Here is a 17976-nt window from a genome sequence, read left to right as displayed (position 1 = left end):
GTCAGCCCGCGGGCGTGCCGCGGCTCAGGAGAACAGGCCTTCCAGCCAGTGCTGCCAGGCCTGCTCGGTCTCCCGCACGTCCACCTCTTCGGAGAACAGGTGGTGACCCACGACCACGGTGTCGTTGAGGCCCTCGATGAACCGGTACAGCCCGTCGCCGGTGCGCACCCCGAGGAAGCCGGAGGTCACGTAGTCGGCGATCCCTTCGATCGGCCGGAGCCCGACCGGGGTCAGCCGCACCCGGTCGCCCTGCACGACTTCTTCAGTGACGCCCAGCCCCGCCATGACCACCGGCCAGACTCCGCCGGGGACGACGCCCGTGGCCATGCGCGCTCCGAACACCACCAGCGCGAACCTGCCGGGAAAGTGCGATAGGTACTGGTCGAGCGTGTGCAGGTACATGTCCCACCCCTTGTGCAAGGCCTCCAACTCCTCCTCCCAGCCCTCGCCCAGCACTCCGGTCTGCACGAGGCGCACCAGCGACCCACTCCCCCGCGGCTCGATGACGAACTGCAGAGCCATGTAAAGGCCGTCTTCGCCTTCGCCCCGGTAGGCGAAGCGGCGGCCCGGTTCCCAGGCGGTCACGGTCGCCTCCACCGGGAAGTCCCCGAAGAACTGGCGTGCCTTGCCGCCCTCACCCGGTTCGACCTCGTTGCGCCCCATGTACCACGAGTCGAGGCCCGGACCCGTCGCCACCGCTTCCCACACCTGCTCCGCAGCCGCCCGCAGCTCGATTTCCTTGCGCAACTCGAATGGGTGCGTCATCCCGTTCACGACTCCCTGAAATCGGATATATCTGATGTCTCGGTCTTCACCTGCGGGTGCAGCGCGACGATGACGCGGTGCTCGCGCCCGCCCTCGGCGGTCTCGTCGTGGTACTCCCCGGCGAGGGCCGTGACGGCCTCCGCGAGCCGTTCGGCGAAGGCCGCGCGGTCGGCGGCCGACGCGAAGCGCACCCGGCCGTCGACGGCGAACGTCGCGACCCGTCTTCGCGCCTTGGTCGCGCCGGTGACCAGTTCGCCGACGTCGCGCACCAGCCGTGCGGCGAGGGCGAGCAGCCACCTCGCCGAGAGCTGGTCGGGGGAACGGGCCGGGTCGGGCGCGACCGCGGCCAGGGCCACCGGCGAGATCACGTAGGAGGCCGCGGTCGCGGCCATCACGCGCTCGGTCATGTTGCCCTTGCGGCGTTCCTCCATCAGCTCGATCAGCCCGTGCCGTTCGAGCGCCCTCAGGTGGTAGTTCACCTTCTGCCGGGGCAGACCAACCTTCGCGGCCAGCGTCGCGGCCGACGCGGGCCGGACCAGCTCGGCCAGCAGGCGCGACCGCACCGGATCCAGCGAGACCTCGGCCGCCGCCGGGTCCTCGATCACCGCCACTTCCAACATGTCTCCACGGTCTCACCGACAAGCAGAATTGTCAAGACTACCGAATTTGTCGGTGCGAGCCCGTGCGGTGGTGCGGCCACCGTTCTGCGGACGCGCAGGTCAAGCGGGGTGAGACGGGCCGGGACGACCTCGATCGCCGGCCGCGCGAACGGCTGCGGCACTCCGCAAAAACACCGGAAACGCGGAAGGAATATCGCTGTCGCGCACCGGCGCCCGGACACGGTCGCCCCCCGCCGGCGACCCGTGCGGCGAACTCCACCGCCCGCCGGGCATTTCCCCGCAACATATCGGGTATCGCCGAATCGGTGTTTATCGTAAAGTCCGCCCATGAAGCGGAAGCCGCGTTCTCCCGGCTATGTAGTCGTCGATGTGGAGACGACCGGCCTCCGAACCTCAGAGGATGACCGAATCATAGAAATCGGCCTTGTCCATTTAGACGCGACGGGCGATGTCACCGGCGAGTGGACCACTTTGGTCAACCCCGGACGCGACCTCGGCCCCGAGCACGTCCACGGCATCACCGAGGCCGACGTCAGCCGGGCGCCGGCGTTCCAGGAGATCGCCGGTGGCGTCGCCGCCCTGCTGCGCGGCCGGATCATGGCCGCGCACAACCTCCCGTTCGACGCCCGGTTCGTCGCCCACGAGTTCCGCCGCCTCGACGTGAACTGGCCGGTGGACCACCGGCTCGGGGTCTGCACGATGAACTGGGCCGCGCACTTCCTGCCCGGCGACCCCCGCAGCCTGGCCGACTGCTGCGCCGTGGCCGGGGTGCCGCTGGACGGCGCGCACGAGGCCATGTCCGACGCGCGCGCCGCGGCCGGGCTGCTGCGCCATTACATCGAGAGCGCCGGCCCCGACCTCCCCTGGCGGTACCTTTTCGAGGCGGTCGCGCGAATAACCTGGCCGGACGTTCCCGGCCAGAGAACGCTGCCGCCCTCCCTAATGCTGCCGCCCTCCCTTTAGAACCGTGCCATCCGGAACCCGTGCCGGCGCGGCGCCGGCACCCGGAAAGAATGCCGGGGTCGCGCCTGCGTCGCTTCGCCCCCCGGGGGGACGGGCCGATTCCGCTAGGATTCGGGAACGGGAATTCGAGACCCCGATCGGCGCGTCCGGCAAAGGGCGCGCGTCCCCCCATTGGTCGGAGCTGGTGAATCCGTGGCCGGGCTACAGCTTCAGCTCGACGGCATCTCCTGGGAGCACGACGGAGGCCGGCGGTCGCTGAAACCCGGCCACCTGCTCGCCGAGGGCGGCACGACCTCGGTCGTGCTGGCGGCCGACGCCGCCGACGCCGAGGCCTTCATCGACGTGGTCCTCGGGCAGACCTGGCCCGACCAGGGCACGATCCGGATCTCGGGCAACGAGATCACCTCGCTGCCGACCGAGGAGCGCGGCATCGCCTTCGTCCCGCCCGGCGGCGGGCTGCTCCCCCACCTGACCGCCGAGCAGAACATCGCCTTCGGGGTGGAGCGGCGCTACCGTGCCGACCACCGCAGGAAGCACGTCCACTACGTGGCCGGGCGGCTGGGCCTCCAGGGGCTCCTCGGCTGGCGGCCGTACGAGCTGTCGCCCGACGAGCGGCTCCGGGTGGCGCTCGCCCGCGCGATGTGCCGCTGGCACGCGGCCAAGGCCGTGCTCATCGAGGACCGCGCCGGGCACACCCCCTGCCACGCCGCGGTCAGCGAGTGCCTGAAGACCTACGTCGACCTGCCCGTCCTGGTGGTGAGCGACGACCGGCACCGCGTCGAGACGCTCCGCTCGCCCGGCGGCTCCTGGGAGGTGGTGGACGGCGATGGATCGTAGGAGGGCGCTGGCCGTGCTGTCGGCCGTCGCGGCCGCGGGGGTGACCGGCTGCGGCGGGGAGCCGCCGCTGCGCGTCGCGGTGGTGTGGAGCGGGTGGGAGCTGGCCCGCTTCCGCGACGTGCTCGGCGGGCGGGAGGCCGTCGTGTACTCGGCGGGCGACAACATCGCGGCCCTGCTCCGCAACCCGGTGGCGCCCGCCGCGACCCCCGACGTGGCGATCGTGCCCCGGCCCGGCCTGGTGGAGGACCCCGCCATCTGCGCCCGGCTGCGGCCCGTACGCTCCGGCGACCCCGCCTACTGGCGGGACCTGCTCCGCTGCGGGCCGGACGACTCGGTGCGCGGGGTCTGGTTCAAGGTCGCCCACAAGTCGCTGGTCTGGTACCGGCCCGAGGCGGTGCCGCTGCCGCCTGAGGACTTCGAGCAGTGGCTGGAGATGTGCCGCCGCCGTGCCCTGACGAGCCCGCCGCTGGCCATCGGCGCCGCCGACGGCTGGGTGCTGACCGACTGGTTCGAGAACGTGCTCGTCGGGATCGACCGCGCCGCCTACCGCACGCTGCACGAGAAGGACGGCGACTGGGCGTCCGCGCCGGTCAGGGAGGCGCTCACCCGGCTGGCCCGGCTCTGGTCGATCGAGAACCTCCTCCCCGGCGGGGGCCGGCGGGCGCTGGTCACCCAGTTCCACGACTCCGTCCTCGACGTGTTCCGGTACGGCCGGGCGGACATGCTGGCCGCGCCCGACTTCGCCTGGCCGGTCATCGACCGGTACCGCTCGCCCGGCCGGGCGGCGTGGCGGTTCCCCTTCCCCGGCCCCCGGGGCGCCCCACGGCCGCCCGTGGTGGCCGGCGGGGACGCGGTGGTGGCGCTCGACTCGGGCGGGGAGCGCGGGGTGGCGTTCGTCGAGCAGCTCACCGGGGCGGGCGGCATCGCCGGGCTGGAGAGCTGGGCCGCGGCGGGCGGCTTCCTCTCGCTCAACGGCGCGGTCACCCACTACCCGCCGGCGATGCGCGGCCTCGCGGCCGAGCTGGCCGGGGAGATCGAGTTCGACCTGTCCGACCGGCTGACCGGCGCCCTGGCCGGCGGCGACGGGCAGGGACTGTGGCAGGTGCTGACCGATATGTTCGTCGCGGTCACCGTGGACCGGACGCGCGCCGACCAGGCCGCCGGTACAGCGGTGGCCGCACTGAAGAGGCTCAGCGAGGCGGCCCCGTCATGACGCGCGAGGGCTCCTTCCTGTTCGACGTGACGCCGCACCACGACCTGCGGGCGCCCGCCAGGCACCGCGGCCAGGGCCGGTGGGGCGCCTGGGCCCACCTGCTGCCCGCCGTCGTGCTGGCGGTGGTCGTCCTGCTCGCGCCGCTGGCCGCGACCGTCGTGATGAGCGTCACCGGCGCCGAGGGGCCGGCCGCCTACGCCGGCGTGGTGACCGACCAGGACATCTGGCCGGCGCTGTTCCACAGCGCCGTGTGGCTGGCGCTCGCCCTGGTGGCCTGCGGGCTCGGCCTGGCCATCGCCTGGCTGGCCGGGGACGCCGGGCCGCGCTCGCGGATGCTGCTGCTCATAGCGCTGGCGACGCCCGCCGTGACCTCGCCGCTGACCGCCGGGGTGGCCTTCCGGCTGATCTTCGACGCCGACCCCGAGCGCGGCACCGTGAGCGCGCTGCTGCGCGGCGGGCCGCTCCTGCTCGGGCCTGGCTGGATCTGGCTGGTCCTCGGCCTGGCCTTCGTGTGGCAGTGGACCGGGCTCGCCTTCGTGGTCTTCCACGTGGGCCTCGCCAACGTGCCCGCCGACCTGCTGCGCGTCACCCGCATCTTCGGCGCCGGGCGGTTCGGGCGGCTGCGTACGGTGGTCATCCCCGCGCTGTTCCCGACCTCGGCGGTGGCGATGCTGGTCGTGCTGACCGCCGCCGTCCGCGTGTTCGACCTGGTCCTGATCGGCGCCCCGGGGTCGGTCCAGGCCGGGGTCGACGTGATGGGGCTGTTCTGGTGGCGCCACCGCGACGACCTCGGGGACGGCCGGGCGTCGGCGATGGCGATCCTGCTGGCGGCGATGGCCTCGGCCGTGGTCGTGGTCGTGCTGTGGCGGCTGCGCCGCGACTGGCCACGGGCGCGGCACCGCCCCGGCGACCCCGCGGCGCCCGCGCCCGCGCGTCCCCGGCGGGCCGTCCGGGTCGTGACCGTCGCGGTGGCGGTGGTGTGGGCCGTCCCGTTCGCCGTCCTGCTGCTCACCTCGCTCCGCGACCCGGTGGCGGCGGCCACGTCCGGCTGGTGGGCCGGAGGCTACGGCCCCGGGTCGTACGGCGAGGCGTTCGACGGCGGGGCGTTCGCCGCCGCGCTCGGCGCCACCGCGCAGCGGGGGGTGCTGGTCGCGGTCCTGGTCGTCCTGCCGGCCGTGCCCGCCGCGTACGCGCTGACCCCCGACCAGCTCCCGCCGCGCACCCGGCGGGTGGTCGCGGCGGTGGCGGTCGTGCTGGCGGTGCTGCCGCCGCAGGTGCTGGCCGTGCCCCTCGGGGACGTGCTGGGCGCGTGGCTGGGCGGCACCGTCATCCTGAGCTTCGTGCACGCGGCGCTGGTGCTGCCGCTCGGGGTGCTGCTGCTGCGCAACGCGTTCATGTCGGTGCCCCGCCCGGTGGTGCTGCGCCCGCTCGCCCAGGGGCGGTCGGCGCTGTTCCAGATGACGGTCGAGAGCGGGCCCGCCGTGGTGACGGTGGCGGTGCTGGCGTTCGTCACCACGTGGAACGACCTGGTGATGGGCCTGCTGCTCAACTGGCCGGCCGCCGACCAGGCGCCGCTGGTCCTGCTGCAGCAGGCACGCGAGTTCACCACCTCGGCGGGCGTGCTGGCCGCCCAGGCGGTGGTGCTGACCGCGGTGCCGGTGCTGCTGCTCCTGGCGACCGGCAGGTGGCTGGTCCAGGGCCTCACGCGGGGGGTCCGCCGGTGAAGGCCGGCGACCAGCGGCGGGGGAGGCGCCGGTGGCCGGCCGGGCCGAAGGCCGGGTGGCCGTCCGGGCTGCGCGTGCTGCTGCCGAGGAACCGCGCGGAGCTGCTGGCCGTCGCCGCCACCTTCGGGCCGTCGCTGGGCGTGGCCATCCTGGCGGACATGGCGTTCGACCGCCTGCTGCCGCTGATCCCGGCCGGGCTCGCCGTCGGCACGGCGCTGTTCCTGGTGTCCACCCGGTGGCTGCGCACGCGCGACCGGCCACCGCCGCCACCCCCGCTGACCCCCGAGCGGCTCCCCCGCCGGGCCGGGCCGCTGGTCGGCCGGGACGCGGCGGCCGAGGAGGTGACGTCGCGCGCCCTGGACCGGGGGCTGGTCGTGGTGCGCGGCGTGCCCGGCATCGGGACCTCCGCGCTGGCCGTCGAGGCCGGGTGGCGGCTGGCGCCCGAACCCGAGCGGCAGCACTACGTGGACCTGCGCGGGCAGGACCGCGACGAGCCCGAGGACACGGCGAGCGTGGTCGAGCGGGTGCTGCGCGCCCTCGGCCGGCCGCTCGGGTCCATCGAGGGCGCCGAGGGGGCGGCGCAGGAGGTCCTGGCCGCGCTGCGCGGCACCGGCCGGGTGCTGCTGCTGGACAACGTCGAGCGATGGAGCCAGGTGGCCTGGCTCCCCCGGCACGTGCAGGGCGGCCGGGTGGTCGTCGCCGGGGACGTCAAGTCCGGCGACGGCGACGCGGTCCCCTCGGACGTGGCCGTCGTCCAGGTCGGCCCGCTGACGGCGGCGGACGGCATGGCGCTGCTGAGCTCGCGGGTGCCGAGGGCGCGGGTCGAGGCCGACCCGGCCGCCACCGGCAGGCTGGCGGAGCTGTTCCTGCGCAGGCCCGCGATGGCGGCCGGCATCGCCCGCTGGCTGGCGGAGAACCCGAGGGTCCCGATCGCGACGCTGGTCGCCGACCTGGAGCGCGGGCCGCACGACCTCACCCTGCAGGTGCTGCTGGCCGCGCAGCTGCGCCGGGTGCGCCCGGCGGCGCGGCGGCTGCTCACCCTGCTCGCGCGGGCGCCGCTGGCCGAGCTCGGCGGGGACGCGGCCGCCGCGCTGGCCGGCGGGGCCGAACGCGAGGTCGACCAGGCGATGGAGGAGCTGAGCCAGCACGGGCTGGTGGAGCGGGTGCGGGAGTCGCGGGTCCGCGTGGTCGACGCGGCACGGGCGATCGTGCCGCCGCCCGACGACTGGGAGGCGGCGTGGCGGCGGCTGGTGGAGCGGTTCGCCGACCGGGCCGACTTCTTCGCCGAGCGGCTGCCCTCGGCCGAGGCGCGCGGCTGGTTCGGCATCGAGGACAAGGCGCTGCTGGCGATCCTGCGGACGCGCCGGCCGGCCGCGTGGGCGGCGGGGCCGCTGTGGCGGATCGCGGACGCCCTGGAGGTGTGGTTCCTGCTGGAGCAGCGGCACAAGGAGCGGCGCGAGACGGCCCGCGCCCTGGCGCACGCGGCGCGGGTCCTCGGCGACGCCGACGTCCGGGCGACCGCCGAGCTGCGGCTGTGCCTGATCGCCCTGGTGCTGGGCGAGCCGGGCGTGGCCCAGGAGCATCTCGACGGCGCCGCGGGCCTCCAGCCGGGCGTGGAGTCCTGGCCGGCCCAGATCCACCTGGCCCGGGCGGCGACGCTGCTGGCGACCGGCGACGAGTTCGCGGCCGTGGAGGCGTCGCTCGTCCAGTACGGCCAGGCCCTGGCGGGCGGGGACGCCACGGGGCAGGCCACGCGGTGGATCAACATGGCGGTGCTGCAGATCCGCCGGGGCCAGGCGAGCGGCTTCGAGGACCGCACCGACGAGGCGGACCGCCTGTACGCCGACGCGCTGGCCACCCTGGTGCGTGCCCTGGAGTTCGCCCGGCAGGCGGGGGACGCGAACGCCGAGGCCCACGCCCACGAGCTCCTGGCGATCGTGCACTGGTACCTCGGCCGCGCGCACGACGCGATGGCCAACCACGACGCGGCCGTGCGGGGGTACGAGGAGGCCGGGGACACCATCGGGCGGGCCCGCTGCCAGGTGCACCAGGCGGCGGCGCTGCCGGCGGCCAGGCACCGCGAGGCCGCGCGGCTGCTGCGCTCGGCGCTGCGGCGGCTGCCGGCGACGGGCGTGAGCACGGCGCTCGCCCGTCTCCACCTGGCGGTGGCCGAGCCGCGGAGCCTGCGCGCCCAGCGGGAGAAGGGGCTGGCGGCGCTCGCCCCCTGGGACGGGATCGCCGAGCCGATGCAGGTGACCGAGATCCGGCGGCGGCTGCGCGACCTCGGCGACCCGCCCGGCTGAGCGCCGAGCCGTTCCACGCGACCCGGCCGGCCACTCCCGCGCGACCCCGACCGGCCGTTCCACGCGACCCCGACCGGCCACTCCATGCGACCCAGGCCGCAACTCCGCGACCCCGGCCGACCGCTTCCGCCGAGGACGCCGCGGATCGTCGTTTTCCGGAATCTGGGCGACGGGCCGTGAGACAGGTCTTGACCGCGCACTTGACCCGCTGTTCAGTGAAGATCCCAGTGTTCGATCGCGTTTGAATCTGGGGTTTTATGTGACCCCACGGCGGAGAACGTGGTCCTTCTGAAGGGACTCCCCCCCATGATCCACGGGTGCACACCCCGGCCGGGCCTGCGGGTCCGCGGTCCAGGAAGGCTCAGGAGCGCGCTGCTGGCCCTGCTCACCCTGGCGTCGGTCCTCACGGTCCTCGCGGTCCAGACGCCCGCCCGCGCGGCGACGGCGATCACCATCAACGGCGGCTCGGCGGGCCGGACGCTGGACGGCGTCGGCGCGATCAGCGGCGGCGGCGGCAACAGCCGCCTGCTGGTCGACTACCCCGAACCCCAGCGCGGGCAGATCCTCGACTACATGTTCAAGCCCGCCTACGGCGCGGCGGTGCAGATCCTCAAGGTGGAGATCGGCGGGGACACCAACTCCACCAGCGGCGCCGAGCCGAGCCACAAGCACACCTCCGCCGACCTGGACTGCGGCCGGGGGTACGAATGGTGGCTGATGGAACAGGCCAAGGCGCGCAACCCGAACATCAAGCTCGCCGCCCTGTCCTGGGGCGCGCCCGGCTGGATCGGGAACCGCAACTTCTGGTCGCAGGACATGATCAACTACCTGGTCGACTGGCTGAAGTGCGCCAAGAACGACCACGGGCTGACCATCGACTACATCGGCGGCTGGAACGAGCGCGGCCGGGACGTGAACTGGTACGTCAACCTGAACGCCGCCCTGGACGCCGGCGGCTTCGGCAACGTCAAGATCGTGGCCGACGACACGAGCTGGGGCGCGGCCGACGACGCGGTGAGCAACACGGCCTTCCGCAACGCCGTCGACATCTTCGGGTCGCACTATGTGTGCGGGTACCGCAGCGCGCAGACCAACTGCCCGAGCTCCACCAACGCCGTCAACTCCGGCAAGCAGTTGTGGGCCAGCGAGAACGGCTCCGACGACTACAACGACGGCGCCAAGGCGCTCGCGCGCGGCATCAACCGCGACTACATCGACGGCAAGATGACCGCCTACCTCAACTGGCCCATCGTCGCGGCCATCACCCCGAACATTCCCTGGCCCACGATGGGCGTCGCGACGGCCCCCCAGCCGTGGTCGGGCTTCTACTCGATCGGCAAGAACGCCTGGACGATGGCACAGACCACGCAGTTCACCGCGCCCGGCTGGCGCTACCTGGACGCCTCCAGCGGCTACATCGGCGGCGTGCGGGCCAACGGCAGCTACGTGTCCCTGCGGTCGCCCACCGGCACCGACTACAGCACGATCATCGAGACGGTGGACGCGAGCGCCGCCCAGACGCTGAACCTCACCGTCACCGGCGGCCTGTCCACCGGGACCGTGCGCGTGTGGTCCACCGACCTCAACTCGGCCAGCACGTCGGCCTACCTGGCGCGCGCGAGCGACATCACGCCCTCGGGCGGCACCTACTCGCTGACCGTCCAGCCCGGACGCGTCTACACCATCACCACCACCACCGGCCAGGGCAAGGGCACCGCCACCAGCCCAGCGTCCGGCTCGCTGGCCCTGCCGTACTCCGACACCTACGACGGCTACGCGGTGGGCAAGGAGGCCAAGTACCTGATGGACCAGCAGGGGGCCTTCGAGGTGACCGCCTGCGGCGCCGGGCGGGCCGGCCGGTGCGTGCGGCAGATGGCGCCGCGCATGCCGATCACCTGGGACGGGGACTACGACCCGTACGCGCTGCTCGGCGACGTCGGCTGGAGCAACTACACCGTCTCCTCCGACGTCCTGCTGGAACAGGCCGGGTACGTCAAGCTCATCGGCAGGGGCGGCACCCAGCACTACGGGCCCGCCGGGCAGAACGCGTACTACCTGCGGGTGACCGACACCGGCGCCTGGGCGATCCAGCGCAACACCTTCGACAACGTCGTGACGACGCTGAGCAGCGGCACGGTGGCGGCGCTCGGCACCGGCCGGTGGCACTCGCTGTCGCTCGGCTTCTCCGGCGGCACGATCACCGGGAAGATCGACGGCGTGACCGTCGGCACGGTCACCGACTTCACCTGGGGCGCCGGCCAGGTCGGCCTCGGCACCGGCGCGACCGAGACGGCGCAGTTCGACAACCTGTCGGTCACGCCCGGCCCGGCCGGCTCCTCCACCGTGCTGCGCAGCGCGGCGTCGGGCAGGTGCCTGGACGTCCCCGCGCAGAGCCACACCAACGGCACGCAGGTGGCCATCTGGGACTGCAACGGCGGCGCCAACCAGCAGTGGATCCTCACCTCCGGCAAGCAGCTCCAGGTGTACGGGAACAAGTGCCTGGACGCCGACGCGGGCGGCACGGCGCCCGGCACCAAGGCGATCATCTGGGACTGCACGAGCGGGACCAACCAGCAGTGGAACCTCAACGCCGACGGCTCGGTCACCGGCGTCCAGTCGGGCCTGTGCCTGGACGTCACCGGCGAGGCGACCGCCAACGGCACCCCGGTCCAACTGTGGAACTGCACCGGCGGCGCCCACCAGAGGTGGACGCGCAGCTAGCTCACCGGTCGGCGACCCGGTGGGCCGCCGTCGCCAGCAGCAGCGCGGCGTGGACGTCGGGGTCGGTGACGGTGTAGCCGAGCAGGGCCTCGATGCGCTGGAGCCGCTGGTAGAACGTCTGGCGGCCGAGGTGCAGGACGGCGGCCGCCCGGGTCGCGCTGCACCCGTGCAACAGGAACACCTCCAGTGTCCCGACGAGCCGGGTGCGGTGCGCCTCGTCCCAGTCCACCAGCGGCGAGATCGTGCGGCGGACCAGGTCGGCGGCGTGCCCGGCGTCCCCGTGCCGGGTCAGCTCCAGGTCCAGGGCCAGGGCGCGGGTGGTGACCAGCCGCGCCGCCGGGCGCAGGCCGAGCGCCGCCCGCGCGTCGCGCAGGGACGGGCCCAGCTCGGCGAGGTCGGCGGCCGGGTGCCCCACCGCGACCTGGAGCTGCGGGGCGCTCAGCCGCCGCAGGGCCTCGTCGAGCGCCTGGGACACCGCGCCGACGGCGTCGGTCACCGCGCGCGGCACCGACAGCGCGCCGAGCACCAGCCGGGAGACCCTGCCCCGCAGCGCGGGGGTGTGCAGGATGTGGGCGGCCCGGTCGATCACGGCCGGTGCCGCCGCCGTCTCCAGCGAGTCGGCCGCGACCCCGACGAGCACGTGGTCGGGCGCCGGGTGGAAGCCGGCCATCATCGCCCGCACGCCGGAGTCTGCCTCGGCGGTGCCCTCGATCAGGTCGCGCAGCAGCGCGGAGGCCTGGCGGTCCCGCTCGCTCGGCGGGCTGCCGGTGCGCAGCATGGCCAGCACCAGCGCCACGGCCGTCCGTTCCAGGGCGGTCGCCAGGTCCTCGGCGGGCAGGGCCGAGCCCGGCCCGGCGACCAGCCGCCCCCACGGCTGCCCGTGCAGGGCGACCGGCGCCTCGCAGGCGGCGTCCTCGACGGCACGCCAGGCCTCCCGGTCGCCGGCCACGCCGTGCGCGGCCACCAGCGCGCCGCTGGCGGAGACCAGCATCAGCGGGGTGCCGATCACCTGGGCGCCGGTGGCCAGCACCCCGGCGACGCCCGCCCCGGCGATGAGGGCGTCGTTGAGCGCGCGGGTGGCGGAGTCGCCGAGCCGGAGCCGCCTGCTCGCGGCGTCGACGATCAGCGTGTTGGCCTGCTCGGTGATGCGGATGAACGGCACCACCGCGTGCAGGGCGACGAACGGGAGGTCCTGCCTGCGCGCCTCCTGGACCAGCTCGCGGGGCATCTCGGGGAAGGTGCGGCCGAGCTCCAGCGCCACGCCGGCGACGCCGCGCCCGGCGATCTCCCGCATGTAGTGCCGCCGGGTGCCCGCGTCGGCGCCCGCGAGGCCGAGGCCGGTCGTCAGCAGCAGCTCGCCGCCGGTGAGCAGCGGGCCGATCTCGTAGATCTCGCTGGAGTGGACCCAGCGCACCACGCGGTCCAGCGACGCCTCCCCCGCGAGGACCTCGGGCCGGGCCTCGCGCAGGGTGTCGAGGGAGAGCAGGTCGCGCAGGGTCAGCGCCATTGATCGGCCTTTACGTAATGTCCGTCGAAGGTAGCCATAGTACGGACGATCTGTCCGTTCTCGAAGTCCCTTCCCCGGGGGATAGTGGGCTCATGACCAGCTACGTTGCCAGCCCTGCCGCCATGCTCGGCGTGGCGCTGGAGGAGGCCAGGAAGGGGTACGCCGAGGGCGGCGTCCCGATCGGGGCCGCGCTGTTCGCGGCCGACGGGCGGCTGCTCGGCCGGGGACGCAACCGCCGCGTCCAGGACGGCGACCCCTCCGTGCACGGCGAGACGGCGGCGTTCCGCGACGCGGGCCGCCAGCGCACCTACCGGGGCACCACCATGGTGACGACCCTGTCGCCGTGCTGGTACTGCAGCGGCCTGATCCGCCAGTTCGGCATCACCGGCCTGGTCGTCGGCGAGAGCCGCACCTTCACCGGCCAGCACGAATGGCTCGCCGCCAACGGCGTGGCGGTGACCGTCCTGGACGACGAGGAGTGCGTCGAACTGATGACCGCGTTCATCGCCGCCCATCCGGCCCTGTGGTACGAGGACATCGGGGAGGACGCGTGAGGACGGTCCCGGTCGTGGACCTGGCCCCGTGGTTCGGCGGCGGCCCCGCCGACCGGGCCGGGGTGGCCGCCCAGGTCGACACGGCGCTGCGGGAGATCGGCTTCCTGCTCGTCACCGGGCACGGCGTCCCGGCGGAGCTGCGGGCCGAGGTCCGCGCGGCGGCCAAACGCTTCTTCGCCCTGCCGGCCGGGGCCAAGGCCCGGTACGCCGCCACGGTCGGCGAGCGGGGGTGGCTGCCGCCGGGCGTGGAGGCCAACGGGTACGCCGAGGGCACGCCCACACCGCCCGACCTGAAGGAGACCTTCGCGACCGGCGCCGACCTGCCGATCGGCGTTCCCGCGATCGACGCGGAGTGGTTCCTCCCCAACGTGTGGCCGGCCGAGGTCCCCGAGCTGGAAGCGCTGGTCACCGCCTACCTCGCCCGCATGCGGGCGCTGGCCGGCGAGCTGCTGGCGGTGTGCGCCGCCGCGCTCGGCGTCGCGGAGGACTTCTTCACCTCACGGGCCGGGCACCCGTCGTACACCATGAACATCAACCGCTACCCGCCGCTGCGCCAGGTGGGCGAGCCGGAGCCGGGCCAGTTCCGCATCGGCCCGCACACCGACTTCGGGACCGTCACGATCCTGGAGCGGCAGCCGGGCGTCGGCGGGCTGCAGGTGTTCACCCTGGACGGGGAGTGGATCGACGCCCCCTTCGTGCCGGACTCGTTCACGATCAACATCGGCGACCTGCTGGCCCGCTGGACGGGCGACCGCTGGCTGTCCACGCGGCACCGGGTGCTCCCGCCCGACGCCTCGGCCCCGGACGAGGAGCTCGTGTCGCTCATCTACTTCTACGAGTGCGACCCGCTGACCGTGGTGGAGTCGCTCGCCCCGCCCGTCGGCAGGGTCGCCCACCCGCCCGTCGTCGCGTCCGACTACCTCCTCGAGAAGCTGAAGGCGATCACCGTATGAAGGTCATGCAACCCCCCGGCGTCGCGGTACGCGAAGGCGAGTACGGCGCGAAGGTCACCGCGGTCGAGCCCGGTGGCGTCGAGTTCATCCCCCTGTCCGACCGCCACGGCGTCCCCCGGCAGCTCCTGTGGACCTGGATGTCGCCCAACCTGGAATTCGCCACGATCTTCCTCGGCGTGCTGGCGGTGGCCGCGTTCGGCCTGAGCTTCTGGCAGGCGGCCCTGGGCGTCCTGGTCGGCACCGGCCTCGGCGCGATCTCGCACGGCGTGCTGTCGGCGCGGGGGCCGTCGGCCGGGGTGCCGCAGATGGTCCTCGGGCGGCTCTCCTTCGGGTACTGGGGCAACCTGATCCCCTCCGCGTTCAACTCGGTGGCCGCCGGGGTCGGCTGGTTCGCCGTCAACAGCGTCAGCGGCGCGCTGGCGCTCAACACGCTCACCGGCCTGCCGGCCTGGCTGTGCCTGGTGGTCGTGGTCACGATCATGGTGGCCCTGGGGTTCTTCGGGCACAACCTCGTGCAGGCCTTCGAGAAGTACGCGTTCCCGGTCCTCGCGGTGATCTTCGTGGTGGCCTCGGTGATCATCCTGTCCAAGGCGCGGCCGGGCTTCGCGGGCGCTGGCGGAGGGCTCGGCGGCTTCCTGCTGACCGTCGGCGCGACGTTCGGCTACGCGGCCGGCTGGAACCCCTACGCGGCCGACTACACCCGCTACCTCCCGCCGGACGTGAGCAGGCGGGCCGTCGGGCTGTTCGCCGGGCTCGGGGTGTTCGTCCCCTGCGTGGTCCTGGAGGTCGTCGGCGCAGCGTCGGTGACCATCGGCGGCGACGCCCTCGGCCAGCCGACCAGCGCGTTCACCGGGCACCTGCCCGGTTTCGTGGCCGGGCTGACCCTGCTGGCGATCGCTCTCGGCGCGATCTCGGCCAACGCGGTGAACGTGTACTCGGGGGCGATGTCCCTGCTGACGATGGGCGTGCGGCTGCCGCTGACGCTCCGCAGGGCGCTGACGGCGGTGGCGTGCGGCGTGGTCGGGTTCCTGGTCGCGCTGTCGGGGCTGGAGGACGCCGGGCACAAGTACGAGTCGTTCCTGCTGGTCATCTCCTACTGGATCGGCCCGTGGCTGGCCGTCGTGCTGACCGACTGGTACCTTCGCCGCGGCCGGGTCGAGGAGGCCCTGCTGTTCGACAGGCGGCACACCAACTGGGCCGGTCCGATCGCCATGGTCGCCGGCGTCGTGCTGTCGGTGTGGCTGTTCTCCAACCAGCAGCAGTACGTGGGGCTGGTCCCCCAGCGGGTGCCGGCGGTCGGCGACATCGCGTTCGAGGTCGGGTTCCTCATCTCGGCGGTCGTGTACCTCGTCCTCCGGCCGCTCCGCCGCTGACCCGCCGCAGGACCCGGAACGGCGTCATCGGCCACGATGCTCAGGGTGGTCGATGCCGCCGGCCGCCGCTACTCGGCGGCGCTGGGGATCTTCAGGGGGTCGGAGGGCGCCTCGGCCTTGGCCTTGGCCATCTCCTCGCCGAGCTCCTGCAGCCGCTTGCGTCCCATGGCCTCACGCACCTGCGGGAACCACTCCTTCTCCTCCTCCTCGACGTGATGGCGGACGTTCTCCATCAGGACGGTCATCTTCGCGGTGTACCGCTCGTCCTTGGGGTCCAGGTCCTTGAGCTCCGACAGCATCCAGACGACGACGTGGTGCTCCTCGACGCTCTCCAGCACGTGGCCGGTGGTGTCGGGGGCGCCCTCACGGGCGGCGGGGTAGAAGATCCGCTCCTCGATGTAGGTGTGGGTGGTCAGCTCCTCGATCACCCTGGCGACGATCTCCTGCTTCTTCTTGTACGCCGTCTCGCCGGCCTCCTCGAACTGCTTGAACAGCTTCTCGACGGTCTTGTGGTCGTCCTTCAGCAACACGATGGCGTCCATGGTGGGTCCTCTCAGTCGCGGGGCCGATCGGTGGGACACTGCCCTTACCCCCGCCCGCGCCGTGAAACGCGATGGGGCTGATCGGCTCGTCCCGTACCCGGTCGTGCCGCCGCCTGGCCGCCGCCGACACCGTGCCGCCACCGGCGGGCTGGCATCGTGGGAGCATGCGAGTGCTGGTCGTTGAAGACTTCGAGGTCCTGGCGCGGACGATCGGGACCGGGTTGCGCCGCGAGGGCATGGCCGTCGACGTGGTCCTCGACGGGGAACACGCCCTGGAGAACCTGGCGGTGAACCGCTACGACGTCGTGGTGCTGGACCGGGACCTGCCGGGGGTGCACGGCGACGAGGTCTGCCGGCGCATCGTGGCCGCGCACTCCACGAGCCGGGTGCTGATGCTGACCGCCGCCGGCACCGTGAGGCAGCGGGTCGACGGCCTCGGTCTGGGCGCCGACGACTACCTGCCCAAGCCGTTCGACTTCGCCGAGCTCGTGGCCCGCGTCCGGGCGCTCGGGCGCCGCAGCGTCACGGCGGTGCCCCCGATCCTGGACGGCGGCGACCTGACCCTGGACCCCGGCCGCCGGGTCGCCTCGCGCGCCGGCCGCCGCCTGGAGCTGAGCCCGAAGGAGTTCGGCGTGCTGGAGTGCCTGCTCGGCGCGGCCGGCCGGGTGGTCTCCGCCGAGGAACTGCTCGAACGGGTCTGGGACGAGGCGGCCGACCCGTTCACCACGGCGGTGAAGACGACGGTCCGCCGCCTGCGCGCCAAGCTCGGCGACCCGCCGGTCATCGACACGGTCCGTGAGGCCGGATACCGGATCGGCGGGCTGTGATGGCCCGGTCCACGCTGCGCACGCGCCTCACCCTGCTGTACGCCGGGCCGTTCCTCCTCTCGGGCGCCGTCCTGCTCGCCGTCCCGATCGTGCAGGCGAGCCACACCGTCCCCGCCGGGGGCCGCGGCGGCCCCTCGGCCCCGGCCGGCCTCGACCTCTCCCCCGTGTTCGCCGCCTCCGCGGCCGGTCTCGCCGTCATGGTCGTGGCCTCGGTCGCGCTCGGCTGGGTCGTCGCCGGCCGGTTCCTGCACCCGCTGCGGACGATCACGGCGACCGCGCGCGACATCTCGGCCAGCAACCTGCACCGCCGGCTCGACTGGACCGGCCGCGACGACGAGTTCACCGACCTCGCCCGCACCCTGGACGACCTGTTCGAGCGGCTGGAGGCGTCGTTCGCCTCCCAGCGCCGCTTCGTCGCCAACGCCTCGCACGAGCTGCGGACCCCGCTGACCGCCGAACGGGCCCTGATCCAGGTGGCGCTGGCCGACCCGGCGGCGACCACCGGCACGTTGCGGGCCATGTGCCAGGAGGTGCTGGCGCTGGGCGAGGCGCAGGAACACCTCATCGACTCCCTGCTGGCCCTGGCCGGCAGCGAGCAGGGGATCGAACGGCGGGAACCGGTCGATCTCGCCCGCGTCGCCGGGGACGTGGTCGCGGCCCGCGAGCAGGAGGCCGCGCGCCGGGGCGTCCACGTCCACGCGGCGCTGGCCGCCGCCCCGGCGTCCGGGGATCCCCGGCTGATCGAGAGCCTGGTGACCAACCTGGTGGGCAACGCCCTCCGGCACAACACGGCCGGCGGCCGGGTCGAGATCGCGACGTCGGCGGCCGGGGGGCGGGCCCGCGTCACGGTGGGCAACACCGGGCCGCTGGTCCCGCCCGACCAGGTCGACCGGCTGTTCGAACCCTTCCAGCGGCTCGGCGGGCACCGCGCCGGCGGCACCGGCGGGCACGGGCTCGGCCTGGCCATCGTCCGCGCCATCGCCAGGGCGCACGGCGCCACGCTCGTCGCGCGCGCCCGGCCAGGAGGCGGCCTCGACGTCGAAGTGGCCTTCTCCTGACGGGCACGCCCGCAAT

Annotated in this window: 15 protein-coding genes; 11 read left to right on the top strand and 4 right to left on the bottom strand. The window is 73.9% G+C overall.

Annotation, left to right across the window (positions count from 1 at the left end; translation table 11 throughout):
- Window positions 1-24: 24 nt before the first annotated feature.
- Together NYZ98_RS14875 and NYZ98_RS14870 are read right to left on the bottom strand one after the other, a co-directional pair.
- The gene (locus NYZ98_RS14875; RefSeq protein ID WP_262843349.1) at window positions 25-765 is read right to left on the bottom strand and encodes an SRPBCC family protein; all 741 of its coding nucleotides are present in this window, start codon (window positions 763-765) and stop codon (window positions 25-27) included.
- Window positions 766-770: 5 nt separating this feature from the next.
- Window positions 771-1385, bottom strand: coding sequence for an ArsR/SmtB family transcription factor (locus NYZ98_RS14870; RefSeq protein ID WP_262843348.1), 615 nt, complete (start codon window positions 1383-1385; stop codon window positions 771-773).
- A gap of 327 nt (window positions 1386-1712) precedes the next feature.
- On the opposite strand from NYZ98_RS14870, the gene NYZ98_RS14865 reads away from it, so the two are divergent.
- From NYZ98_RS14865 to NYZ98_RS14840, 6 genes are all read left to right on the top strand, one after another.
- Window positions 1713-2348: a 3'-5' exonuclease gene (locus NYZ98_RS14865; RefSeq protein WP_262843347.1), complete on the top strand. Its 636-nt coding sequence runs from the start codon at window positions 1713-1715 to the stop codon at window positions 2346-2348.
- Between the two features lie 192 nt (window positions 2349-2540).
- A complete protein-coding gene (locus NYZ98_RS14860) occupies window positions 2541-3185 on the top strand; it encodes an ATP-binding cassette domain-containing protein (RefSeq protein ID WP_262843346.1) in 645 nt (214 codons plus the stop codon).
- Entirely contained in the window at window positions 3175-4398 is a 1224-nt protein-coding gene (locus NYZ98_RS14855) for a hypothetical protein (protein ID WP_262843345.1), read from the top strand. Before NYZ98_RS14860 ends, NYZ98_RS14855 begins: the two co-directional genes overlap by 11 nt.
- Window positions 4395-6122, top strand: coding sequence for an ABC transporter permease subunit (locus tag NYZ98_RS14850; protein WP_262843344.1), 1728 nt, complete (start codon window positions 4395-4397; stop codon window positions 6120-6122). The genes NYZ98_RS14855 and NYZ98_RS14850 overlap by 4 nt, the downstream gene beginning before the upstream one ends.
- A complete protein-coding gene (locus tag NYZ98_RS14845) occupies window positions 6119-8425 on the top strand; it encodes a hypothetical protein (protein WP_262843343.1) in 2307 nt (768 codons plus the stop codon). The genes NYZ98_RS14850 and NYZ98_RS14845 overlap by 4 nt, the downstream gene beginning before the upstream one ends.
- A 306-nt stretch (window positions 8426-8731) precedes the next feature.
- The gene (locus tag NYZ98_RS14840; RefSeq protein ID WP_262843342.1) at window positions 8732-11146 is read left to right on the top strand and encodes an RICIN domain-containing protein; all 2415 of its coding nucleotides are present in this window, start codon (window positions 8732-8734) and stop codon (window positions 11144-11146) included.
- A 1-nt stretch (window position 11147) separates the two neighbouring features.
- Here NYZ98_RS14840 and NYZ98_RS14835 read toward each other — a convergent pair whose 3' ends face one another.
- Window positions 11148-12653 carry a PucR family transcriptional regulator gene (locus NYZ98_RS14835; RefSeq protein WP_262843341.1) on the bottom strand — a complete coding sequence of 502 codons (1506 nt, stop codon included), beginning with the start codon at window positions 12651-12653 and terminating at the stop codon, window positions 11148-11150.
- A 92-nt stretch (window positions 12654-12745) separates the two neighbouring features.
- On the opposite strand from NYZ98_RS14835, the gene NYZ98_RS14830 reads away from it, so the two are divergent.
- Genes NYZ98_RS14830 through NYZ98_RS14820 form a run of 3 tightly spaced genes read left to right on the top strand, consistent with a single transcriptional unit; the run spans window position 12746 to window position 15533 of the window.
- Window positions 12746-13207: a nucleoside deaminase gene (locus NYZ98_RS14830; RefSeq protein WP_262843340.1), complete on the top strand. Its 462-nt coding sequence runs from the start codon at window positions 12746-12748 to the stop codon at window positions 13205-13207.
- Window positions 13204-14160: an isopenicillin N synthase family dioxygenase gene (locus tag NYZ98_RS14825; RefSeq protein ID WP_262843339.1), complete on the top strand. Its 957-nt coding sequence runs from the start codon at window positions 13204-13206 to the stop codon at window positions 14158-14160. Before NYZ98_RS14830 ends, NYZ98_RS14825 begins: the two co-directional genes overlap by 4 nt.
- Window positions 14157-15533 (top strand): purine-cytosine permease family protein, encoded by a 1377-nt coding sequence (locus NYZ98_RS14820; protein ID WP_262843338.1) that lies wholly within the window; start codon window positions 14157-14159, stop codon window positions 15531-15533. The genes NYZ98_RS14825 and NYZ98_RS14820 overlap by 4 nt, the downstream gene beginning before the upstream one ends.
- Before the next feature lie 68 nt (window positions 15534-15601).
- Here the strand turns inward: NYZ98_RS14820 and NYZ98_RS14815 are convergent, their stop codons facing one another.
- Complete coding sequence (locus NYZ98_RS14815) at window positions 15602-16075, bottom strand: hemerythrin domain-containing protein (protein WP_262843337.1); 474 nt, start codon at window positions 16073-16075, stop codon at window positions 15602-15604.
- A 164-nt stretch (window positions 16076-16239) separates the two neighbouring features.
- Here NYZ98_RS14815 and NYZ98_RS14810 point away from each other — a divergent pair, with 164 nt between their 5' ends.
- The gene (locus tag NYZ98_RS14810; protein WP_262843336.1) at window positions 16240-16902 is read left to right on the top strand and encodes a response regulator transcription factor; all 663 of its coding nucleotides are present in this window, start codon (window positions 16240-16242) and stop codon (window positions 16900-16902) included.
- Window positions 16902-17960 (top strand): sensor histidine kinase, encoded by a 1059-nt coding sequence (locus NYZ98_RS14805; protein WP_262843335.1) that lies wholly within the window; start codon window positions 16902-16904, stop codon window positions 17958-17960. The genes NYZ98_RS14810 and NYZ98_RS14805 overlap by 1 nt, the downstream gene beginning before the upstream one ends.
- The last annotated feature ends 16 nt before the right edge of the window (window positions 17961-17976 follow it).

The sequence above is a fragment of the Sphaerisporangium corydalis genome, assembly GCF_025506355.1.
GTDB lineage: Bacteria > Actinomycetota > Actinomycetes > Streptosporangiales > Streptosporangiaceae > Sphaerisporangium > Sphaerisporangium corydalis.
Note: the sequence above shows the minus strand (reverse complement) of the source record. Positions and strands in the feature narration are given on the sequence as shown.